The sequence below is a fragment of the Frigoribacterium sp. VKM Ac-1396 genome (genome assembly GCF_015350895.1).
GTDB lineage: Bacteria > Actinomycetota > Actinomycetes > Actinomycetales > Microbacteriaceae > Frigoribacterium.
In genome coordinates this window covers 1,424,510-1,444,255 of sequence record NZ_JADKSD010000001.1, presented here as the reverse complement: position 1 = coordinate 1,444,255, position 19,746 = coordinate 1,424,510, and the positions used below count along the sequence as shown (strand labels likewise).

The 19,746-nt window shown below is 72.5% G+C and carries 16 protein-coding genes; 4 read left to right on the top strand and 12 right to left on the bottom strand.

Annotation, left to right across the window (positions count from 1 at the left end):
- Nucleotides 1-91: 91 nt before the first annotated feature.
- The 9 genes from ITJ55_RS06685 to ITJ55_RS06645 are packed head-to-tail and all read right to left on the bottom strand — an operon-like array spanning nucleotide 92 to nucleotide 9,296.
- Nucleotides 92-787, bottom strand: coding sequence for an SDR family oxidoreductase (locus ITJ55_RS06685; protein WP_194594595.1), 696 nt, complete (start codon nucleotides 785-787; stop codon nucleotides 92-94).
- A 3-nt stretch (nucleotides 788-790) separates the two neighbouring features.
- Nucleotides 791-2,161 (bottom strand): exo-alpha-sialidase, encoded by a 1,371-nt coding sequence (locus ITJ55_RS06680; protein WP_370544053.1) that lies wholly within the window; start codon nucleotides 2,159-2,161, stop codon nucleotides 791-793.
- Nucleotides 2,158-2,952 (bottom strand): HpcH/HpaI aldolase/citrate lyase family protein, encoded by a 795-nt coding sequence (locus tag ITJ55_RS06675; RefSeq protein ID WP_194594594.1) that lies wholly within the window; start codon nucleotides 2,950-2,952, stop codon nucleotides 2,158-2,160. Before ITJ55_RS06675 ends, ITJ55_RS06680 begins: the two co-directional genes overlap by 4 nt.
- A 47-nt stretch (nucleotides 2,953-2,999) precedes the next feature.
- Nucleotides 3,000-4,049: an aldo/keto reductase gene (locus ITJ55_RS06670; RefSeq protein ID WP_194594593.1), complete on the bottom strand. Its 1,050-nt coding sequence runs from the start codon at nucleotides 4,047-4,049 to the stop codon at nucleotides 3,000-3,002.
- A complete protein-coding gene (locus ITJ55_RS06665; protein ID WP_194594592.1) occupies nucleotides 4,046-4,876 on the bottom strand; it encodes a dipeptide/oligopeptide/nickel ABC transporter ATP-binding protein in 831 nt (276 codons plus the stop codon). The genes ITJ55_RS06670 and ITJ55_RS06665 overlap by 4 nt, the downstream gene beginning before the upstream one ends.
- A complete protein-coding gene (locus ITJ55_RS06660; protein ID WP_194594591.1) occupies nucleotides 4,869-5,753 on the bottom strand; it encodes an ABC transporter ATP-binding protein in 885 nt (294 codons plus the stop codon). Before ITJ55_RS06660 ends, ITJ55_RS06665 begins: the two co-directional genes overlap by 8 nt.
- On the bottom strand, nucleotides 5,750-6,787 hold the full coding sequence (locus ITJ55_RS06655) for an ABC transporter permease (protein WP_194594590.1): 1,038 nt from the start codon (nucleotides 6,785-6,787) through the stop codon (nucleotides 5,750-5,752). Before ITJ55_RS06655 ends, ITJ55_RS06660 begins: the two co-directional genes overlap by 4 nt.
- On the bottom strand, nucleotides 6,784-7,719 hold the full coding sequence (locus ITJ55_RS06650) for an ABC transporter permease (protein WP_056258983.1): 936 nt from the start codon (nucleotides 7,717-7,719) through the stop codon (nucleotides 6,784-6,786). Before ITJ55_RS06650 ends, ITJ55_RS06655 begins: the two co-directional genes overlap by 4 nt.
- Before the next feature lie 2 nt (nucleotides 7,720-7,721).
- Nucleotides 7,722-9,296: an ABC transporter substrate-binding protein gene (locus tag ITJ55_RS06645; protein ID WP_056259202.1), complete on the bottom strand. Its 1,575-nt coding sequence runs from the start codon at nucleotides 9,294-9,296 to the stop codon at nucleotides 7,722-7,724.
- A gap of 159 nt (nucleotides 9,297-9,455) precedes the next feature.
- On the opposite strand from ITJ55_RS06645, the gene pdxA reads away from it, so the two are divergent.
- The 4 genes from pdxA (at nucleotide 9,456) to ITJ55_RS06625 (ending at nucleotide 14,178) form a co-directional block, all read left to right on the top strand.
- Entirely contained in the window at nucleotides 9,456-11,771 is a 2,316-nt protein-coding gene (gene pdxA, locus ITJ55_RS06640; RefSeq protein ID WP_194594589.1) for a 4-hydroxythreonine-4-phosphate dehydrogenase PdxA, read from the top strand.
- Nucleotides 11,772-11,800: 29 nt separating this feature from the next.
- Complete coding sequence (locus tag ITJ55_RS06635; RefSeq protein ID WP_194594588.1) at nucleotides 11,801-12,577, top strand: DeoR/GlpR family DNA-binding transcription regulator; 777 nt, start codon at nucleotides 11,801-11,803, stop codon at nucleotides 12,575-12,577.
- Nucleotides 12,578-12,647: 70 nt separating this feature from the next.
- Nucleotides 12,648-12,929, top strand: coding sequence for a helix-turn-helix domain-containing protein (locus ITJ55_RS06630; RefSeq protein ID WP_370544052.1), 282 nt, complete (start codon nucleotides 12,648-12,650; stop codon nucleotides 12,927-12,929).
- Complete coding sequence (locus tag ITJ55_RS06625; RefSeq protein ID WP_194594586.1) at nucleotides 12,922-14,178, top strand: HipA domain-containing protein; 1,257 nt, start codon at nucleotides 12,922-12,924, stop codon at nucleotides 14,176-14,178. Before ITJ55_RS06630 ends, ITJ55_RS06625 begins: the two co-directional genes overlap by 8 nt.
- A 64-nt stretch (nucleotides 14,179-14,242) precedes the next feature.
- Here ITJ55_RS06625 and ITJ55_RS06620 read toward each other — a convergent pair whose 3' ends face one another.
- The 3 genes from ITJ55_RS06620 to ITJ55_RS06610 form a co-directional block, all read right to left on the bottom strand.
- Complete coding sequence (locus ITJ55_RS06620; RefSeq protein WP_194594585.1) at nucleotides 14,243-17,434, bottom strand: glycoside hydrolase family 38 C-terminal domain-containing protein; 3,192 nt, start codon at nucleotides 17,432-17,434, stop codon at nucleotides 14,243-14,245.
- A gap of 106 nt (nucleotides 17,435-17,540) precedes the next feature.
- Nucleotides 17,541-18,896 carry a 6-phospho-beta-glucosidase gene (locus ITJ55_RS06615; protein ID WP_194594584.1) on the bottom strand — a complete coding sequence of 452 codons (1,356 nt, stop codon included), beginning with the start codon at nucleotides 18,894-18,896 and terminating at the stop codon, nucleotides 17,541-17,543.
- Nucleotides 18,893-19,639 carry a DeoR/GlpR family DNA-binding transcription regulator gene (locus ITJ55_RS06610; RefSeq protein ID WP_228497573.1) on the bottom strand — a complete coding sequence of 249 codons (747 nt, stop codon included), beginning with the start codon at nucleotides 19,637-19,639 and terminating at the stop codon, nucleotides 18,893-18,895. The genes ITJ55_RS06615 and ITJ55_RS06610 overlap by 4 nt, the downstream gene beginning before the upstream one ends.
- Nucleotides 19,640-19,746 lie beyond the last annotated feature (107 nt).

Sequence of the window (19,746 nt, the reverse complement as noted above, 5' to 3'; positions counted from 1 at the left end):
CGTCGTCGAACCACGCTCCGGGGTGGTTCGACGACGCGACGGTGGTGCGACCCCGGCCGCTGCGGCCGTCGGCGCCGTGGACCCCGGGGCCTCAGAGCGAGGCGCCGCCGCAGACGACGAGCGCCTGCCCCGTGATGCTGCGCCCGTGCGGCCCGAGCACGAACGCGACGAGCGCGGCCACGTCGACCGGGTCGACGAGCGCGCCCAGCGGCGGGACGACCGGAGCCGAGGAGGCGCGGGCCGGGTCGGCGAGCATCGGCGTGTCGGTGGGCCCCGGCGCCACGACGTTGGCGGTGACTCCTCGCGGCGCCAGCTCGGCCGCCCAGCTGCGGGCCAGGGCGACCTGCGCCGCCTTCGTCGCCGCGTACTGGCTCTTGCCCGCGACGCCCACGGCGGTTCGGCTGCCGATCAGGACGATGCGCCCTCCGTCCGAGAGCCGGTCGACGAGCGCGTCGACGAGGGCGGCGGCCGCCCCCACGTGCACCGCGGACATGCCCTCGAGAGCGGCCGGGTCGAGTCGGCCGAGCGGGGCGGCGACCTGGAACCCGGCGGCGTGCACGATCGCGTCGACCCGGCCGATGTCGGCGACCGCGGCCCGCACGCCGGTCGGCACCGAGAGGTCGCAGCCGATCCAGGCGAAGCCGCCGCCGAGGTCGACCGGCCGGCGGCTCAGCCCCGTGACGTGCCAGCCCTCGGCCAGCAGGAACTCGGCGATCGCGCGCCCGATGCCCGAGCTGCAGCCCGTGACGACGGCGTGCCGACCGGCACCCGTCTCGTCGTCGACCACGGCTCAGCCCGCGAGGCCGGGGTCGGGCAGGTCGGAGCCCGGCTGGTCGGAGCCCGGCTGGTCGGAGCCGGGCAGGTCGGAGCCGGGCAGGTCGGCGGGCGCCAGGCGCACGTGGCGGATGGCCCGGCGGTGCCAGGTGTAGGCCACGTGCACGGCGCCGTCGCTCGTCTGCGTGATGCTCGGGTACGACAGCTCGCGGTTCAGCCCGTCGCGCGAGTTGTTCGAGAGGCACCAACCGTCGCCGTCCTCGAGGTCGACGCGGTGCGGCCAGCTGCGGCCGCCGTCCGACGACACGGCCAGCGACATGGGCGCCCGCGGCGTGCCCCAGAACGCCGTCCTGCCCTCGCCGACCCGCGCCTCCCGGTCGGCGTCGGCGTCGACGGTCGCCTCGGGCAGCACGGCCTGCTCGACGATGCCGGACTCGTCGATCTCGTCGTAGAGCCCGAGCCGGCGCTCGGTCGTGGCGTCGGCGCGCCGGTGGTTGTAGACGATCGCGAGTCGTCCGTCGGCGAGCGGCACCCACTGCACCGACGAGTTGTTGTTGGGCAGCTCGGTCGGCACGGGCGGCGACCAGCTGCGGCCGCCGTCGGTCGAGCGCGACTCGTGCACGGCGTCGGCCCAGCGGCTGCGGAACAGCGCGAGCAGCGACCCGTCGGGCAGCTCGTGCACGTTCATGTGCACGGCGCCGGTGCTGCCCGGGACGGCAACCTCACCCCACGTGTCGCCGCCGTCCCGGGAGGTCATGACCGAGCTCGTGTCGTGGTCGCCCACCCACGCCCGCCCGGGGGTCGTCACGCACCGGAAGACCGGCACGAGCAGGTCGCCGCCGCGGGTGACGAGCGGCGGTTGGCGCACGAAGACGCCGCCGGTCTCGTCCGCGGCGAAGAGCGTCGAGGGCTCGCCCCAGGTGGTGCCGCCGTCGGTCGAGACCCGGCGGCGCACCTCGGCGGAGTCCTGGTTGCCGGCGCGCTGCGCCGTGTAGAGCAGCCAGACGTCGCCCGAGGGGGCGACGAAGAGCACGGGGTTCTGCTCGGAGCGTGCCGGGTCGTCGCTGAGGCGGACGGGCTCGGACCATGTGCCGGCGTCGAGCGTCGACGACCAGACGTGGATGTCGGACACGCCCTCTTGCGTGCCGCCGAACCAGACGCAGGCCAGGCGGCCGTCGGGCAGCTCGGCGAGGTTCGCCGCGTGCGACTGGACCGTGGCCGTCGGCAGGTACGCCCACTCGCGCCCGTCCGCGTCGGGCCGCAGGCGACCGTCGGCGACGATCCGCTCCGGGGCATCCGCGACGGCGACGCCCGACGCCGTGTCGCCCGACGTCGGGTCGACCGGAGCCCGACCGCCCTCGGTCGTCACCGTGTCGTCGGGGCTCACGCCGCACCTCCCGGGGTCGCGTCGTCGGTCGCGAGCGCGCGCTGCAGGTGGTCGCGCGCCGCGGCCTCGAGGTGGTTGAGGTCGCCGGCGACCGTGGCGAAGGTGTAGCCGGCCGCGAGGCGCTGCCGGGCGACGTCGCCGTGCGGGGTGTGGATGCCCGCGGCGATGCCCGCCGCCTCGGCCGCGGCGGCCACGCGGACGAGCGCCGCGTCGAAGGCCTCCTGCACGGCCGGGTCGCCGGGGTAGGCGCCGCCGACCGCGATGCAGAGGTCGCTCGGTCCGACGTAGAGCCCGTCGAGCCCGGGGGTGGCGGCGATCGCCTCGACGTTCGCGAGGCCGTCGGGCGTCTCGATCATGGCGAGCACGATCGTGGTGTCGTTCGCCTCGGCGGGCACGGGTCCGATGCGCAGGCTCGAGCGCATGGGCCCGTACGAGCGGCGTCCGTGCGGCGGGTACTTCGCGCTGCGCACGGCGGCCGCGGCGTCGTCGGCGGTGTCGACGAGCGGCACGATGATGCCCGCCGCCCCGGCGTCGAGGGCCTTGCCGATCGGCGTGATGTCGTTGGCCTCGACCCGCACCAGGCCGGCCGAGGTCTGCCCGGCGTCGATCGCGAGCAGGCCGGTCATCATGCCCTGGTAGCCGAACAGGCCGTGCTGCGCGTCGAGGCAGACGTAGTCGTAGCCGAGCCGCGCGATGCGCTCGGTCGCCGGCGGCGCGTCGAGGGTGACCCAGTAGCCGACCGCCTTCTCGCGGTGGCGGATCGTGCGGGCGAAGTCGCTGGCGGTGCTCATGGGGCTCTCTCTCGTGCGGTTCGTGCGGTTGGATCAGGAGGCGCGGGTCACCGAGCGTACGGAGGCATCGGCCCCCGCAGCGACCGCCCGATGTCGTCGCAGGCGGCGACGACGTCGGCAGGCAGCGGTCCGGCGGCGATCGCGGCCACGTTGGCGGTCAGCTGCTCGGGACGCGACCCGCCGAGCAGCACCGAGCCGACCTCCGGCCGGTGGGCGACCCAGCGCAGGGCGAGCTCGACGAGCGAGACCCCGGCCTCGGCGGCGACGCCCGACAGGCGGTCGATCGCGGCGAACAGCCCGGCGTCCCAGTACCGCTTCGTGTACATCTCGGCGAGGGCCGAGTCGCCGAAGCGACCGTCGGCGGGGGTCTCGTCGAACCGGTGGCGACCGGTCAGCAGGCCGCCGCCGAGCGGGTTGTAGACCATCGTCTCGATGCCGTGGACGCTCGCGAACTCGAGGTACTCGTCGTCCAGGCGTCGGGCCACGAGGTTGCAGAGCTGCTGCGCGACGACCGGGCGCGGTGCGCCGACGGCGTCGGCCATGCGTTCGACGTCGCCGATCTGCCAGGCGGCGTAGTTCGAGACGCCCAGCGAGAGCAGCTTGCCCTCGTCGGCCAGGGCGGCGACGGTCGACAGGGTCTCGTCGAGCGGGGTCAGCCGGTCGGGCTGGTGCAGGTAGAACAGGTCGAGCCGGTCGGTGCCCAGGCGCCGGAGGCTCGCCTCGACGCTCGCCCGCAGGGCCACGGCCGAGAGCGGCGGCAGCCCGTCGGCGTCGGCGTGCGGCATGCCCGCCTTCGAGGCGAGCACGACGTCGTCGCGTCGCCCGGCCAGCAGTCGGCCGAGCATCGTCTCGGTCTCGCCGCCGACGTAGGCGTTGGCGGTGTCGATCCAGCTGACGCCGGCGTCGAGCGCCGTGTCGAGCATGCGGCCGGCGGTGGCCTCGTCGACGGTGTCGCCGAACGTCATCGTGCCGAGCACGAGCCGGGGAGGCGCGGCGCGGGTGCCGGCCCCGTCGCCCGTCGTGGCCGTGCCGGTGGCCGGGGCCGTGACGGCATCGCCGTCGGTGGCCGTGGTGGTTCCGGTGTCGGTCCGGGTCATGCGGTGGCTCCCAACGAGAGGCTGCGGACGACGTGGCGCGGTTTGATGCCGGTCATCGTGGCGGGGTCGAGTGCCGCCCGGCGGAGGCGGCGCGTGTAGTCCTCGGCGGGCGAGGTGAGCACCCGGGCGGTGGCGCCCTGCTCGACGACGGCCCCCTGCTTCATGACCAGCACGCTCTCGCTGATCTGCTGCACGACGCCGAGGTTGTGCGAGATGACGACGTAGGTGATGCCCGTGTCGACCTGGATCTCGCGCAGCAGCTCGAGCACCTGGGCCTGCACCGACACGTCGAGGGCGCTCGTCGCCTCGTCGCAGATCAGCAGGTCGGGGCTCGAGGCCAGGGCCCGGGCGATGCCGATGCGTTGGCGCTGGCCGCCCGAGAACTCGTGCGGCCGGCGGTCGAGCGCCGTCGAGGGCAGCCCGACCCGGTCGATCAGGCGGGCCGCCTCGGTGGCGCGGTCCTGCGCCGACCGCACGCCCTTCAGCCGCAACGGCTCGGCGACGATGTCGCGGGCGCTCAGGTGCGGGTCGAGCGAGCCGTAGGGGTCTTGGAAGACCATCTGGAACCGGTGCCTCAGGGGCCGCAGCCGCGCCTCCGACAGGGTCGCCAGGTCGGTGCCGTCGAGCACGATGCGCCCGCTGGTCGGCTGCAGCAGCCGCATGACCGCCTTGGCGATCGTCGACTTGCCGCAGCCCGACTCGCCGACGATGGCGAAGGTGCTGCCGCGGCGCACCGAGAACGACACGTGGTCGACGGCGCGGTGGGCGCTCGTGCCGCTGCCGTAGTCGACGACCAGGTCGTCGACCTCGAGGATGGTGTCAGACACGGGTGGCCTCCGGGCGGTCGCTGCTGCTGGTCGTGGTCGTGGCGGGGGTCTCGTCCCAGGCACCCAGGGTGGGCACGGCGGCGAGCAGCCCCTGCGTGTAGGGCTCGGCCGGGTGCTCGACGATCTGACGGACGTCGCCCGACTCGACGAACACGCCCGCCTTCATCACGTGGATGCGGTCGGACACCAAGCGGGCGACGCCGAGGTCGTGGGTGATCATCAGCAGGCCGATGCCGCGTTGCTCCTGCAGTTCGAGCAGCAGGTCGAGGATGCCGGCCTGCACCGTCACGTCGAGGGCGCTGGTGGGCTCGTCCGCCACGATCAGTTGCGGCTCGCAGGCCAGCGCGATCGCGATCAGCACGCGCTGCAGCATGCCGCCCGAGAGCTGGTGCGGAAACTTCTTCAGCTGGGCCGTCGGGTCGGGGATGTGCACCTGTTCGAGCAGGCGAACGGCCCGCGCGTTCACGGCGGCGCGCCCGCTGGCGGCCCCCGCGATGCGGATCGCCTCGCCGAGCTGCGAGCCGACCGAGCGGACCGGGCTGAGCGCGGTCATGGGGTCCTGGGGGATCAGCGCGACGGCCCGCCCGCGCACCGTCCGCACGGCCGAGGCGTCGGCGAGCACGTCGAGGCCCGTGATGCGCACGTGCCCCGAGACGACGGCGAGGTCGGCGGGCAGCAGCTGCAGCACGCCCATGGCGGTGGTCGACTTGCCCGAGCCGGACTCGCCGATGATCGTGACGGTCTCGCCGCGGGCGATGTGGAACGAGACGCCGTCGACGGCGCGCACGACGCCGTTCGTCGTCATCAGCTCGATCTGCAGGTCGCGCACCTCGAGCAGCAGGTCGGCGTCGGTCGCGGCGGGGGTCGTGGGGCTCATGCGAGGGTTCCGTCCTTCTCGGTCGCCGACGCGCCGGGCCGCAGCCCGACGAACCGACGGAGGCGCGAGGCCGCCGACCGGCGCGGCCGGTCCCGCAGGGCGTCGCCCAGCAGGTTCACCCCGACGACGAGCAGCACGATGAACAGGCCCGGGATCGTGACCATCCACCACGCGGTGGTGACGTAGTCCTGGCCGTCCGAGATGATCCGGCCCCAGGTGGCGAACGGCCGCTGCGGCCCCGCCCCGAGGAAGCTCAGGGCGCTCTCGAGCAGCACCGCCTGGGCGAGCAGCAGCAGCACGACCAGGGTCGCCTGCTTGATCACGTTGGGCACGACGTGGCGCAGCAGGATGGTGAAGCGGTTCAGGCCGAGCGTCCTCGCCGACGACACGTAGGGCTTCTCCCGTTCGACGAGCACGAGCGACCTCGTCAGCCGCGCGACCTCGGGCCACTGCGCTATCGCGATGACGAAGGTGATCACCGGGATCGACGGGCCGAACAGCGCCACGACGAGCAGCAGCATCATGAGCAGCGGCAGCGACATCTGGGCCTCGAGCAGGCGGCTGATCAGCGTGTCGGCCCAGCGTCCGTAGAAGCCGGCGATCGAGCCGAGCACGACGCCGATGGCGCCCGAGACGATGACGGCCAGCACGCCGATGGCGAGCGAGACCTGCCCGCCGTGCAGCACCCGCGACAGCAGGTCGCGACCGAGCTGGTCGGTGCCGAACAGGTGACCGGCCGTCAACGGAGGCGCGAGGCGGTTGCCGAGGTCCTGGCCGTTCGCGTCGGGCAGCGGCAGGGCCTGGGCCAGCACGATCGGGACGATCACCACGAGGGCGGAGATCGCGCCGACCCACAGCTTGACCCGTGCGGCGGAGGACCGCCTGGCCGCCTCGGACCTCTTGAGCAGGCGGGGCGTGACCGCGGTGGGTCGCGCCTCCTGTGCTTCCGCACCGGAGGTGCGGGCGGTGGCGGCACCGGCACGGCCGGCCGTCGTCGGGCCGGACGGGCGTCCGGCGGTGTCGAGGTGGCTCATGCGGCACTCGCCTTTCCGAGCCGCACGCGCGGATCGAGCAGGGGGTAGGCGAGGTCGATCAGCAGCTGGACGCCGACGGCGAGCAGCGACGTGACCAGCACGGTCGCCTGGATGAGGGGGTAGTCGCGGGTCTCGAGGGCCCGCACGATGAGCGACCCGACGCCGGGCCAGGCGAACACGACCTCGACCACGACGACGCCGTTCAGCATCGCCGCGAAGCGGGTGCCGAGGGCCGTGAAGACGGGGATCGCCGAGTTGCCCATGGCGTAGCGCCAGGTCAGGGCACGCTCCGAGACGCCGCGCGAGCGGGCCACGGTGAGGTAGGGCGCCGAGAAGTTCGTCGCCATCTCGCGCCGGACGAGCCGCGAGATGAGGGCCACCTGCAAGATGGCGATCGTCACGGTCGGCAGCACGAGGCCGCCCCAGGTCGCGAACCCCGAGGCGGGGAAGACCGGGATCACCACGGCGAAGGCGCTGAGCAGCAGGATGCCGGTCCAGAAGTCGGGCATCGACTGGCCGGCGATCGCGACGACGTTGACGCCGGTCTCGCTGCGGGTGTCGGTGCGGCGGGCCATCCAGACGCCGAGCGGGATCGACACGACCGCGGCCAGCAGGATCGCCGCGAACGACAGGGTCAGCGTGTACGGCAGCCGTTCGAGGACGACCTGCACGGCCGGGGCCTGGAACGAGTACGAGGTGCCGAGGTTGCCCGTGAACAGCTGCTGGAGGAACACCCCGTACTGCTGCAGCAGCGGGTCGTCCAGGCCGAACTGCTCGCGCACCGCGGCCAGTTGCTCGTTCGTGGCGAGGGGGCCGGCGTAGGCGACGGCGGGGTCGCCGGGCGCGAGGCGGATCAGCACGAAGACCGTCGACACCGTGAGGAACACGGTGAGCAGGCCCTGGCCGAGGCGCTTGAGGACGTAGGTCGCCACGGTCAGGCCCCCAGTCGGACGGTCGAGAGCGGGTACGAGTTCGACGACGCCAGCTCGAGGCCCTCGACGCGCTCGCGGCGGGCGAGCACCGACTTGGGGACGAAGGCCCAGGCGCACGGCCAGGTGTCCCACGCCGCCTGCTGCGCCTCGGCGAGCCGCTGCTGGCGCAGGGTCGCGTCGGGCTCGGTGGAGGCCCGCGCGATGGCCTCGGTGACGTCGGGCTTCACGTAGCCCTGGTAGGTGTCGCGGGTCTGCTCCTTCTCGGCGGTGCCCGCGTACATGCCCTGCAAGATGGTCAGCGCCAAGCCGGTGGGGGCCGAGAAGCCGTTGCCGAGCAGGTCCCAGTCGCCGGCCTTGCCCTGACGCCACTGCAGGATGTCGCCGCCCGGCTCGAACTGCTGCAGGGTGGTCCGCACGCCGATCGCGCCGAACATCTCGACGAGGGCCTCCATGATGAAGGTGTCACCGGCGAACTCGCCGGTCTCCCAGATGATGCGCAAGGTGAGGTCGCTCGCGCCGAGCTCGGCGAGCGTGCTGCGGGCCAGGTCGGGGTCGTAGGTGTACTCGCCGGTCTTCGCGTAGCCGAGCAGGCTCGACGGCACGACGCCGTCGGCCTGCGTCACCGAGTCGGTCAGCACGTCGCGCACCAGGGCGCGGCCGTCGATCGCGTGGCTGAGCGCCTCGCGCACCCGGGCGTCGGCCAACGGGTGCCCCTCGGGCTTGCGGAAGTTGAAGAAGATCTGGTTGATGCGCAGGCTCGACGCCTCGTCGAGCGCGATGCCGGGCAGGCCCTGCAGCTGCGTCGCCGAGTCGGGGGTGATCGAGTCGATCACGTCGACCTCGCCGCTGCGCAGGGCGATGACGCGGCTGGACTCCTCGGGCAAGAACCTCACCTCGACCCGCTCGACGCCCGGTGCCTCGCCCCAGTACTGCTCGTTGCGCGTGAGGCTGTAGGTGCCGGCGCCGCGGTTGAAGCGCGTGACGACGAACGGGCCGCTGCCCACGCCGTCCTGCAGCTCTTCCGGCTTGTTGGCCGCCGCCGGGGTGATCAGGATGTTGCTCATCAGGGCGTCGAGCACGGGGATCGGCTGCGACGAGTCGAGCGTGAAGGTGCGCTCGTCGATCGCGGTCACGGTCGGGAACTCGGGGAAGAAGCTGGCCACGAACGAGCCCTGCACCTGTTCGTACATCTGCAGGGCCGTGGCGACGTCGTCGACCGTGACCGGCGTGCCGTCCGAGTAGCGGACGCCCTCGCGCAGCCGGACGGTCCACTGCGTGTCGCTGGTCGGCTCGAAGGACTCGGCGAGCACGAGCTCGGGGGTGATGTCGGGGCCGATGCGCGTGAGCGCCTGGCGCACGGCACGCTGCACGGTGACGGCGGCGTCGAACTGGTTCAGCTTGTTGTCGAGGCTGACCAGCGAGCGGTTGAGGGCCAGCGTCAGCGTGCCCGGGCCCGGCAGGCCGGTCGGACCGGCGCAGCCGGCAAGGCTGGTGGTGGTCACGAAGAGGCCGGCCGCGGCACCCCATCTCAGCAGGGTGCGGCGCGACATCTCGTGGTCCGCGAACGGAACGGTCATCATCGACCTCTCGATCCAAGGGTTCGACGAGGTCGACCGACGCCCGGTACCGCAGCGCTGCGAGGCCCTCGTCCGGGCTGAGGGACACTGTGCCACCACTGCGCGTTCCGCGCAAGACTGCTGGCGCGAAACGCGCAGCCGTGTCAGGATGACCGCATCATGACCCCGATCACCGTCATCGCCGACGACCTGTCCGGCGCCGCCGAGACCGCCGAGCAGTTCCGGCTGCGCGGCCACGAGACCACGGTCTCGCTCGGCGTGCCCACGGGCCCGCCGGCGCCCGTGACGGTCGTCGACCTCGGCACCCGAGCGGGCACCGCCGAGGAGGCGCGGGTCGCGATCGACGCGCTGCCCCTGCCGGTCGGCACCCTCGTCCTGAAGAAGACCGACTCGCTCTGGCGCGGTCACGTCGGGCCCGAGCTCGAGGCCCTCGCCGCCCGCGGGTACGACGTCGTCGTCGCCGGGGCGCTGCCCGCGCTCGGCCGCACCGTCGTCGACGGACGGCCCCTGGTCGACGGTCGACCGCTCGCCGAGAGCGGGCTCTGGCACCTCGAACCGCGCCGCGCCCCCTCGGGCCTCGACGACCTGGTCGACCACCCGACGGTGCTCGTCGGCCTCGACGTCGTGCGCTCGGGCCCGACCGCGTTCGCCGGGTGCCTCCACGACGCGCTCGTCGGAGGGCCGCTCGCCTTCGTCGACGCCGAGACCGACGCCGACCTCGCGGCCGTGGTCGACGCCGTGCTCCGGCTCGCGGATCGGCCCGGCTCGCGCCGACCCGTCGCCCTGGCCGGCAGCGCGGCACTCGCCGCGGCCCTGGCCGACGCCGTCGCACCCTCGGTCGAGCCCGGGGGCGACCTGGGCACCTCCGGCGACGCCGGGCCCCGCGGGTGGGTCGGCCCCGAGCGGCCCGTGCTCGTCGTGGTCGGTTCGGCCGCCGAGGTGGCCCGGGGCCACGTCGACGTGCTCGCCGCGACCGGTGCGGACGTGCACGTGCTCGACCCGGCGGACGACGCGGGCGACCTCGTCGACGCGGCCCGCGCCTCCTTGGCCCTCTCGCCCCTCGCCGTGCTCGCCGTCACCGGGCGTCGCCTGGCCGACCCGGCCGCCGCGTCGGTCGCGCTCGCCGCCGTCGTCGCGCGCGTCGCCGCCGACGTCGAGGTCGACCTCGTGCTGACCGGTGGCGAGACCGCGCGGGCCGTCCTCGACCGGCTCGCCACGACCACCCTGCGGCCGCTCGCGCAGGTCGAGCACGGTGCCGTGCTCAGCCGCACCGACGACGACCGACTGGTCGCCACCAAGCCCGGCAGCTTCGGCGGGTCGACCGTGCTCGCCGACCTCGTCGACCTGGTGCGCCGCACGCGCACCGCCGTCGACCCCCATGACCTCACCGGAGTCGGCCGCGTCCGGCGCCCCCACGAAACGGAGAACCCCATGACCACGACCACCCTCGACACCCGGCCCTTCATCGCCGTCACGATGGGTGACGGCGCCGGCGTCGGGCCGGAGGTCACCGTCGGCGCCCTGCTCGACGAGGCCGCCTACCGCGACGCCCGCCCCGTGGTCGTCGGCGACGCGCACCGACTGCGGCTCGGCGCGGCGGCCCTCGGGGTCGAGGCCGAGATCGTCGAGGTGGACGGCCCGGCCGACGCCGTGTTCACGCCCGGCCGCATCAACGTCGTCGACCCGCACCTGCTCTCGGCCGACCTGCCCTGGGGGGCCGTGTCGGCCGAGGCGGGCCACGCGGCGTACGAGTACATCCGCATCGCGTGCGAGCTCGGCATGGCGGGGCTCGTGCAGGGCATCTGCACGGCGCCGCTGAACAAGGCCGCGCTGCACGAGGCCGGCCACGTGTTCCCCGGCCACACCGAGCTGCTCGCCCACTTCATGGGCGTCGGCGAGGTGTCGATGATGCTCTCGACGCCCAAGATCAAGGTCATCCACGTGACCACGCACATCGGGCTGATCGACGCCATCGCCAAGATCGAGCCGGGCCTGGTCGAGCGCACCGTGCGCCGCGGCTGGGAGGCCCTGCGCCGGGCGGGCGTCGACGACCCGCGCATCGGCGTCTGCGCCATCAACCCGCACGCCGGCGAGAACGGCCTGTTCGGCTACGGAGAAGAGGCCGAGAAGATCACCCCCGCGATCGAGGTGCTGCAGGCCGACGGCATCCGCGCCGTCGGGCCGCTGCCCGCCGACACCGCGTTCTTCCTCGGCGGTCGTGGCGACTACGACCTCATCGTGGCGATGTACCACGACCAGGGCCACGGCCCCGTCAAGGTGCTCGGCATCGAGGCCGGCGTCAACATCACCGTCGGGCTGCCCGTGATCCGCACCTCGGTCGACCACGGCACGGCCTTCGACATCGCCGGCACCGGCGTCGTCGCGGTCGGTAGCATGATCGAGGCGTTGCGCCAGGCGGTCGAGATGTCGCCCAGCCCGGCCGACGCGGCCCGGGTCGGAGCGCCGTCGGCCTGAGCCCGCCCCACGATCAGGACGGTCACCGCATGAGCACCACCGCGCGAGAGCGACGCCGCGACATCGTCGAGCTGGCCCACACCACCGGGCTGGCGAGCGTCGACGAGCTCAGCCGCCGCTTCGAGGTGACCCCGTCGACGATCCGACGTGACCTGGCCGAGCTGACCCGCCAGGGCGAGATCGCCCGCACCTACGGCGGGGCCATGCCGCTCGGCGCCCCCGGTGCCGAACCGACCTTCCGCCAGCGCAACCGCGAGGCCGGGGTGGCGAAGGCCGAGATCGCTCGCCACGCCCGCACGCTCGTCCGCGACGGCGAGACCCTGCTGTTCGACGCGGGGTCGTCGGTCGCGGCCTTGGCCCGGGAGGCGCGCTCGGGTCTGGTCGCGACGGTCGCCACCACCTCGATCGCCGTCATCCAGCAGCTCGCCGACTCGGACGGCATCCACCTCGAGTGCCTCGGCGGCACGCTGCGCCCCGCCAGCCAGGGCTTCGTCGGCCCGCTGGCCGAGGCCGCCCTCGAGCGCATGACCTTCGACCGGGTCTTTCTCGGGGCGGACGGCGTGCTCGCCTCGGGCCACGTGGTCGAGGCCGATCTCGTGCAGACCCGCCTCAAAGAGCTGATGTGCCGGCAGTCCGATCGCGTCTACGTGCTGGCCGACGGGTCGAAGCTCGGCCGCGCGACCTTCCACGCCCGGGCCGAGCTGCCCGACGGCTGGACCCTCGTGACCGACGCCACCGCGACGGCCGAGGCGCTGGCCGAGTTCGCGGCGGCCGGCGTCGACGTCGTCGTCGCCCCCGCCGGCTGACCCTCGGGGAGTGTCGGCGATGAGGAATTCATCATCAGCAGTCTTGACGACGAAAAAGTAGTCAGGCAGGATGATGCGTAAATCATCATCAGACGACAGGAGCGGCAGCATGGCGACGTTACGTGGGCGCATCCGTAGTGCCGAACAACTGGGCCAGATGTTGCAGCAGGGCCGACTGATCCGGGGCGTGAGTCAACGCGAACTCGCATCACAGCTCGGGGTGTCACAGCGATACATCCACGAGATGGAGTCCGGCAAGCCGACCAAGTACGCCCTACGACTGTTCGAGATCATGCGGGCGACGGGGGCGACCATGTCGATCGAGATCGACGGAGAGCCTCCGCGTGGCTGACCTGGTGGTCGAGCTGTACGGCAATCGGGTCGGAACACTCGTCGGAACCGACTGGCGCTCGTTCGATTTCGCTCCCTCCAGCGACGCCTTCGAGCACTTCGAGCTCGGATCGACGATCCTCAGCGCGGCCGTCCCGTTGCTCCCTCGTCAGCCGCGTGGGCGAGCCGAACGACGACGCAATTTCTTCGCAGGCTTGCTTCCCGAGGGCTCCTCGCTCGACGACCTGGCTCAGCGGGCGAAGGTGACGACGTCGGACACGATCGGACTGCTGCGCCGATACGGTCGGGACGTCGCCGGTGCGGTGCAGATCTGGGACCCTGACGACCCCACCGAGCCCCGCACGCCGACCTCGGAACGCCTGACCCGTGGCGAGCTCGAGGTCATGCTCTCCGACCTCTCGGCCCAACCCCTCGGAAACAAGCCCCTCCAGGGCAAGTCGTCCCTGGCCGGTGTCCAGGCCAAAGCGGTGGTCGCGTCGATCGACGGTCACTGGCATCAAGTGCTCGACGGATATCCCTCGACGCATCTCATCAAGCCCGAACCGCGCGACGACCCCCATGTCATCTACGACGAAGAGTACGGCTCCCGTCTCGCCCGGGCACTCGATCTGCTCGACTACGACACCCACATCGAAGACTTCGGGTCCATCACCGGCCTCGTCGTCGAGCGCTACGACCGCTCGGACGACATGCCGCAGGGACGGCTCCATCAAGAGGACATGAACCAGGCCCTCGGGGTCTCCGTCGGTGGCAAGTACCAAGAGCGCGGAACAGGCCAGATGAGCCTCCGCCGCATCGCCGAGATCTTCGGGCCGACGGGTGACACCGCCTCGCTCCGTCGACTGTTGCGAGCCACCGTCCTCGCCGTCGCCGTCGGAAACCTCGACATGCACGGCAAGAATCTGTCGATCGTGCATCCTCTCGACGACGAGATGTCGATGGCCCCCGTGTACGACATGGTCCCCTTGGCTCACCGCCCCGACCTCGACGGCCGCATGGCGCTGTCGGTCAACGGCGTCTACCCCCATGCCGCGATCACGAGGGACGACCTCGTCGACGAAGCCGCGGCCTGGGGGCTGAGGGACGCCGAGGACGTCGTCGACGAGACACTCGCCGCCATCGACGAGGCGATCTCGAACGAGAGCCCGGACGAGCGGGCATCGTCCGGTGTGCAGGCTGACATCCGGTCGTTCACTCGTCACCTCCGAGAGGGGCGCCGGACGGGCCGACCGCCGTCCCTTCCACAGTGACGACCCGCGCCTCCGGCCGGTTCAGGGGGCAGGAGGCGCGGGTCGCGATCGCAGGCCGGGCCGGTCAGGCGCGGTGCAGGCGCAGCGTCACGACCTGGAACGGGCGCAGGGTGAGGTCGGCACCGGTCGCGTCGGGCGCGAAGCGCAGCGCGCTCGGCATGCCGTCGGTCAGCGGACGCTCGAGCACGTCGACCTCGGCCACGCGGGTCACGTCGAAGTGCGCGTCGAACCGGGTGACGGCCCGGGCGCCGGTCGATTCGTAGAGCCGCACGACCACGTCGCCCGACTCGTCGTCGGCCAGCTTGAGCGACTCGATGCGCACCTGCTCGCCCGAGAGCGACACGAGCCCCTCGGCCGCCGAGGGCGCCGGCGTCGTCGAGTCGGCCGCCGCCGCAGGAGCACCCGTCCCGGCATCCGCCGTGCCCGCACCCGCCGTGCTCCCGGCACCCGCGCCGAGGACGAACGCCGCCCCTCCGCGTCCGGCGCCGACCACGCGCACGGGCAGGTTCTGCTCGTACCCCGCGCGGACGACCTCGTCGACGGTCGCGCCCGGCACGAGTGCGTAGTCGAAGCGGTGGTGGCCGACGTCCTGCACGGGGTCGGGGCTGCGGGCCGCGCGCACGAGGCTGACGCGCACCTCGGTCTCGACCTCGCCGGTCTCGCCGACCGAGCGGGTGATGTCGTGGCCGTAGCTGCCCGAGTTCGTCAGGCCGACGCCGTAGCCGGGCTCTTCGACGTGCACCCAGCGGTGCGCCATCACCTCGAACCGGGCGTCGTCCCACGAGGTGTTGGTGTGGGTGGCGCGGCGGACGTGGCCGAACTGGATCTCGGCGCTGTGGTGCTGGGCGTGCAGCACGAGCGGGAAGCTCGCCTTGAGCAGCTTCTCGTCCTCGTGCCAGTCGAGCTCGGTGCGGACGTGCACGCGGGCGTCGTCGGCGACGATCGAGACGAACTGCTCCACCCGGGACCGCCCGAACGAGCGCTCGACGCGCACGGTGACGCGCAGGGGGCCCTCTTCGACGAGTTCGACCGCGTCGGCCTCGACCAGGTCGGTGCGGCTGTGGCGGTAGTGCGCGTCGATGTCCCACGCGTCCCACGCGTTCGGCAGGTCCTCGTGCAGCTGCAGCAGGTTGGCGGCGCGGCCGGCGGGCACCAGCTCGCGGTCGTGCCGCAGGTCGACGATCGAGGTGATCAGGCCGCGCTCGTCGACGACGATGCGCACGAGGCCGTTCGCGACCGTCGCACTCCCCGAGGAGGCGCGGGTCGCCACCACGGGCGAGGTCGCGTCCACGGCGACCAGCGGCGCGACGCCCGACCCGGGCACCGCGACGAGGGCGGCCGCCGCACCCGACGCGTCCTCGACCAGGGCCACGCGGTCGTGGCCGGCCGCGTTGACGACGCTGCCGGTCGCGGCCACCGCCACCAGCGCCTCCTCGATCAGCAGGTCGAGCTCGGCGAGGCTGCGACGGTAGTCGTCCTCGTTCTCGCGGTGCACCCAGGCGATCGACGACCCCGGCAGGATGTCGTGGAACTGCTGCAGCAGGGTGAGCTTCCACAGCCGGTCGAGCGCCGCGTACGGGTAGTCGGCCCCGGTTCGGACGGCCGCGGTGGTCCACCACAGCTCGGCCTCGCGCAGGCGGTGCTCCGCCTCGCGGTTGCCGCGTTTCTCGCGGGCGTGCGAGGTGAAGGTGCCGCGGTGCAGTTCGAGGTAGAGCTCGCCGACCCAGACGGGGGCGTCCTCGTACTCGGCCCGGGCCTTGGCGAAGAAGTCGTCGGGGTGCTCGATCTCGACCCGGGGCGAGCCCTCGAGGTCCTTGACGCGACGCTGGCGCTCCATCATCTCGCGGATCGGACCACCGCCTCCGTCGCCGTAGCCGAAGGGGACGAGCGACCGCGTCGCGGCACCCTTCTCGCGGAACTGCCGCACGGCGTGGTGCAGTTCTTCGGCTTCGAGGGTCGAGTTGTAGGTGTCGATCGGCGGGAAGTGCGTGAACACTCGCGAGCCGTCGATGCCCTCCCACCAGAAGGTGTGGTGCGGGAACGTGTTGGTCTGGTTCCACGACAGCTTCTGCGTCAGGAACCACTCGAGGCCCGCGAGTCTCGCGATCTGCGGGAACGACGCGGTGTAGCCGAACGAGTCGGGCAGCCAGACGCCGTGGGTCTCGACGCCGAGCTCGTCGGCGAAGAAGCGCAGGCCGTGGGTGATCTGACGCACCATGGCCTCACCGCCCGGCAGGTTGCCGTCGGGCTCGATCCACTGGGAGCCGACCGGATACCAGGTGCCGTCGGCGATGGCTTGCTTGATGCCCTCGAAGACGGTCGGGTAGTTCTCCTTCACCCACTGGTACTGCTGCGCCGACGAGCAGGCGAAGCGGAAGTCGGGGTACTGCTTCGCGAGGGTCAGCACGTTCGAGAAGGTGCGGGCCGTCTTGCGCTTGGTCTCGCGGATCGGCCAGAGCCAGGCGCTGTCGATGTGGGCGTGGCCGATGCCGCTCAGGGTGTGGGCACTCGGCACGGCCGGGCTCGCGAGCACCGGGGCGAGCACCTCGCGGGCGGCTGCCGCGGTGCCGACGATGTCGTCGAGGCGCAGCACGTCGAGCGAATGTTCGAGGGCGCGCAGCACCTCGTGGCGGCGCGGGTCGTCCTGGTGCAGCTCCTTCATCATCTGGTAGAGCACCTCGACGTCGAAGCGCAGGCCCCAGACCTCGTGCTCGAAGACGGCCAGCTGCGCGGTGCGGAACCGGTAGATGGGTTCGGCCGGCGCGGTCGACTTCTCGCCGTAGGCGGTCGGCACGAACTCGTTCACCAGGATGTCGGGGTTGCCGGCGGCCTCGACGAAGAAGTGCACGGCCTCACCCCCGGCGGCCTCGTCGTGCAGGCGGACGTAGGTGTTGCGCGGGTGGATGCCCTTGACCGGCACGCCGTCCGGGGTGTGCACCAGGCACTCGGCCTGGTTGCCCGGCCAGTCGCCGATGAATCCGGGGTCGACGACGAGCTCGACGGTGCGACCGGCCCAGTCGGCCGGCACCTCGCCGGTCACCTCGAACCACCAGGTCGACCAGGCGCGTCCCCACGGTTGGCCGATCTCGAACGGTTCGTACCGCTGCGCGAGCGCCTCGGCGGCGGGCACCGGCTCGTCGGGCACCTGCCAGGCGCGCAACGAGACGGGGGTGGTCGCCGAGTGGACGGCGGGGGTGATGCGCTCGTTCAGGACGCGCTCGATGCGCTCTTCGACGAGTTTCTGGTTCTGGTGCACGGTGATGTCCTCACGGGGTGGGGCTCCCGGCGTCCGTGCCGGGATCAGAGGGGCAGAAGGGGGAGTGCAGGAGGCGCGGGTGCGGCCGGCGTCGAGGGGCCGCCGCTCAGCGCAGGTAGTCGAGTGCCGGGAACGTCGCCATCGCGTCGCCGAGCAGTGACCGTGCCACGGTCACGGAGTCGACCAGTGGGTGGTTCGCGAGGGCGCGCACCGCGGCGGCCTTCGACCCGCCGACGCCGGCCTCGATGGTCTGGCGCTCGACGTACTTGGCGTTGGTGACGAGCCCGACGCCGAAGGCCGGCAGCGACGTGCCGGGCACCGGGTGGGCGCCGGTCGCGTCGACGACGCAGGGCACCTCGACCACGGCGTCCGCGTCGAGCTCGGGCAGGGTGCCGCCGTTGCGCACGTTCAGGATGAGCCGTGCGCTCTGGTCGTAGGCGATCCCGCGCATCAGGGCGAGGGCGACGTGCTCGTAGCCACCCGACACGAGGTCGTCCTCGTCGCGGTCGCCCATGCCGGCCGACTGGCGGTTGGTGGCCATGTAGGTCGTCTCGCGTTCGAGCCGGGTGCGCTCCCAGAGGGCCAGGGCCGAGCCCTGCCCCGCGGCGAGTTCGTCGTAGAACCGCGCCTGCTGGTCGACGAGGTAGCCGCCGCGGGTCTGCACGGCCAGCTGGTCCGCGTGCAGGACGTCGCGGGTGAAGTAGTAGTAGTGCAGGTACTCGTTGGGCACCGCACCGAGCTCGGTCACCCAGTCGGCGCCGAACAGCTTGCCCTCTTCGAAGGTCTCGATGCGCTCGGGCTGGTCGAACAGCCGGGGCAGCACGTCGACCCCGTCGACGGCGAGGCCGCGCAGCCAGCCCAGGTGGTTGAGGCCGGCGTAGTCGATGGTGACCGTGTCGAAGGCGTCGTCCGGCACCCTGATGTCGAGGGCGCCGAGCACCCGTCGGGCCAGGCCGATGGGGGAGTCGCAGATGCCGATGACGCGATCGCCCAGCACCCGCGACATGGCCTCGGTGACGACGCCGGCCGGGTTCGTGAAGTTGATCACGAACGCGTCGGGCGCCAGCGCCTTGACCCGCTCGGCGAGGTCCATCACGACGGGCAGGGTGCGCAGGGCGTACGAGATGCCGCCGTAGCCCACCGTCTCTTGACCGATGACGCCGTGCGAGAGGCCGATGCGCTCGTCGCACGAGCGGCCCGACATGCCCCCGACGCGGATGGCCGAGAAGACGAAGTCGGCACCGCGCAGGGCGTCGTCGAGGTCGGTGTGCAACGACACCTCGGGGGCGTCGGCGTGGGCGAGCGCTTGCTCCCGCAGCACCCGGGCGACCGCCGAGAGCCTCACGGCGTCGGTGTCGTAGAGGGCGACCGAGGTCACCCGCCCGTCGGCGTGGTCGCGCAGCAGCGCCGAGTAGACGAGCGGGACGCGGAATCCGCCCCCGCCCAGGATGGTCAGCTTCATGCGACGGTCACCGTCACTCCCTTGCGTGCCAGTGCCGCCGAGACGTTCTCGTGCGGCAGCGATTCGGTGATCAGCTGCGTCAACGACGCGCTGGGGGCGACACGGCCGGCGCCGGCGCCCGGGAACTTGCTCGAGTCGGCGAGCACGGTGGCCCGGTCGCTCACCTCGGCCATGGCGCGCTTGATCGGCACCTGGCTCATGGTCGTGTCGCGCAGGTCGCCGTTGTCGGCGATGCCGCTGACGCCCATGAAGGCGTGGTCGGCGTGCAGCAGACGCAGGCTCTCCGCGGTGAGCGGGCCCGACACCGAGCGGTAGACCGGATCCCAGTCGCCCGGCAGCAGGATCAGCTGCACCGCGCGGTCGTCGCGCAGCAGGTCGAAGACGGCGATGCTCGCGGTGATCACGGTCACCTCGCGGCCCCGCAGGTGCTCGGCCACGTGCAGCGTGGTCGTGCCGATGTCGAGCACGACCGACTGCCCGTCGAGCACCTGGGCGGCCGCGGCTGCGGCGATCCGCTCCTTCGCGCCGCGGTTCACCTGCTCGACCTCGGCGAACGGGGCGTCGGCCTCGACCAGCACGGCGCCGCCGTGCGTGCGGCGCAGCACGCCGGCCTGGTCGAGGCGCTGCAGGTCGCGGCGGATCGTCGCCTCGCTCGTGCTCGTCGCGACGGCGAGGTCGCTGACCGTCGCGGCGCGGACGGAACGCAGTCGATCGAGGATCAACAGTTCTCGGACGTCTTTCATGATTCGAACACTAGCGCGCAAAATCGAGCAGAAACAAACTTGTAACAAACAAAAACATTCACATTTGTGCGCACATGGGCTAGAAACGTCTCACGGGTCGACGTCGA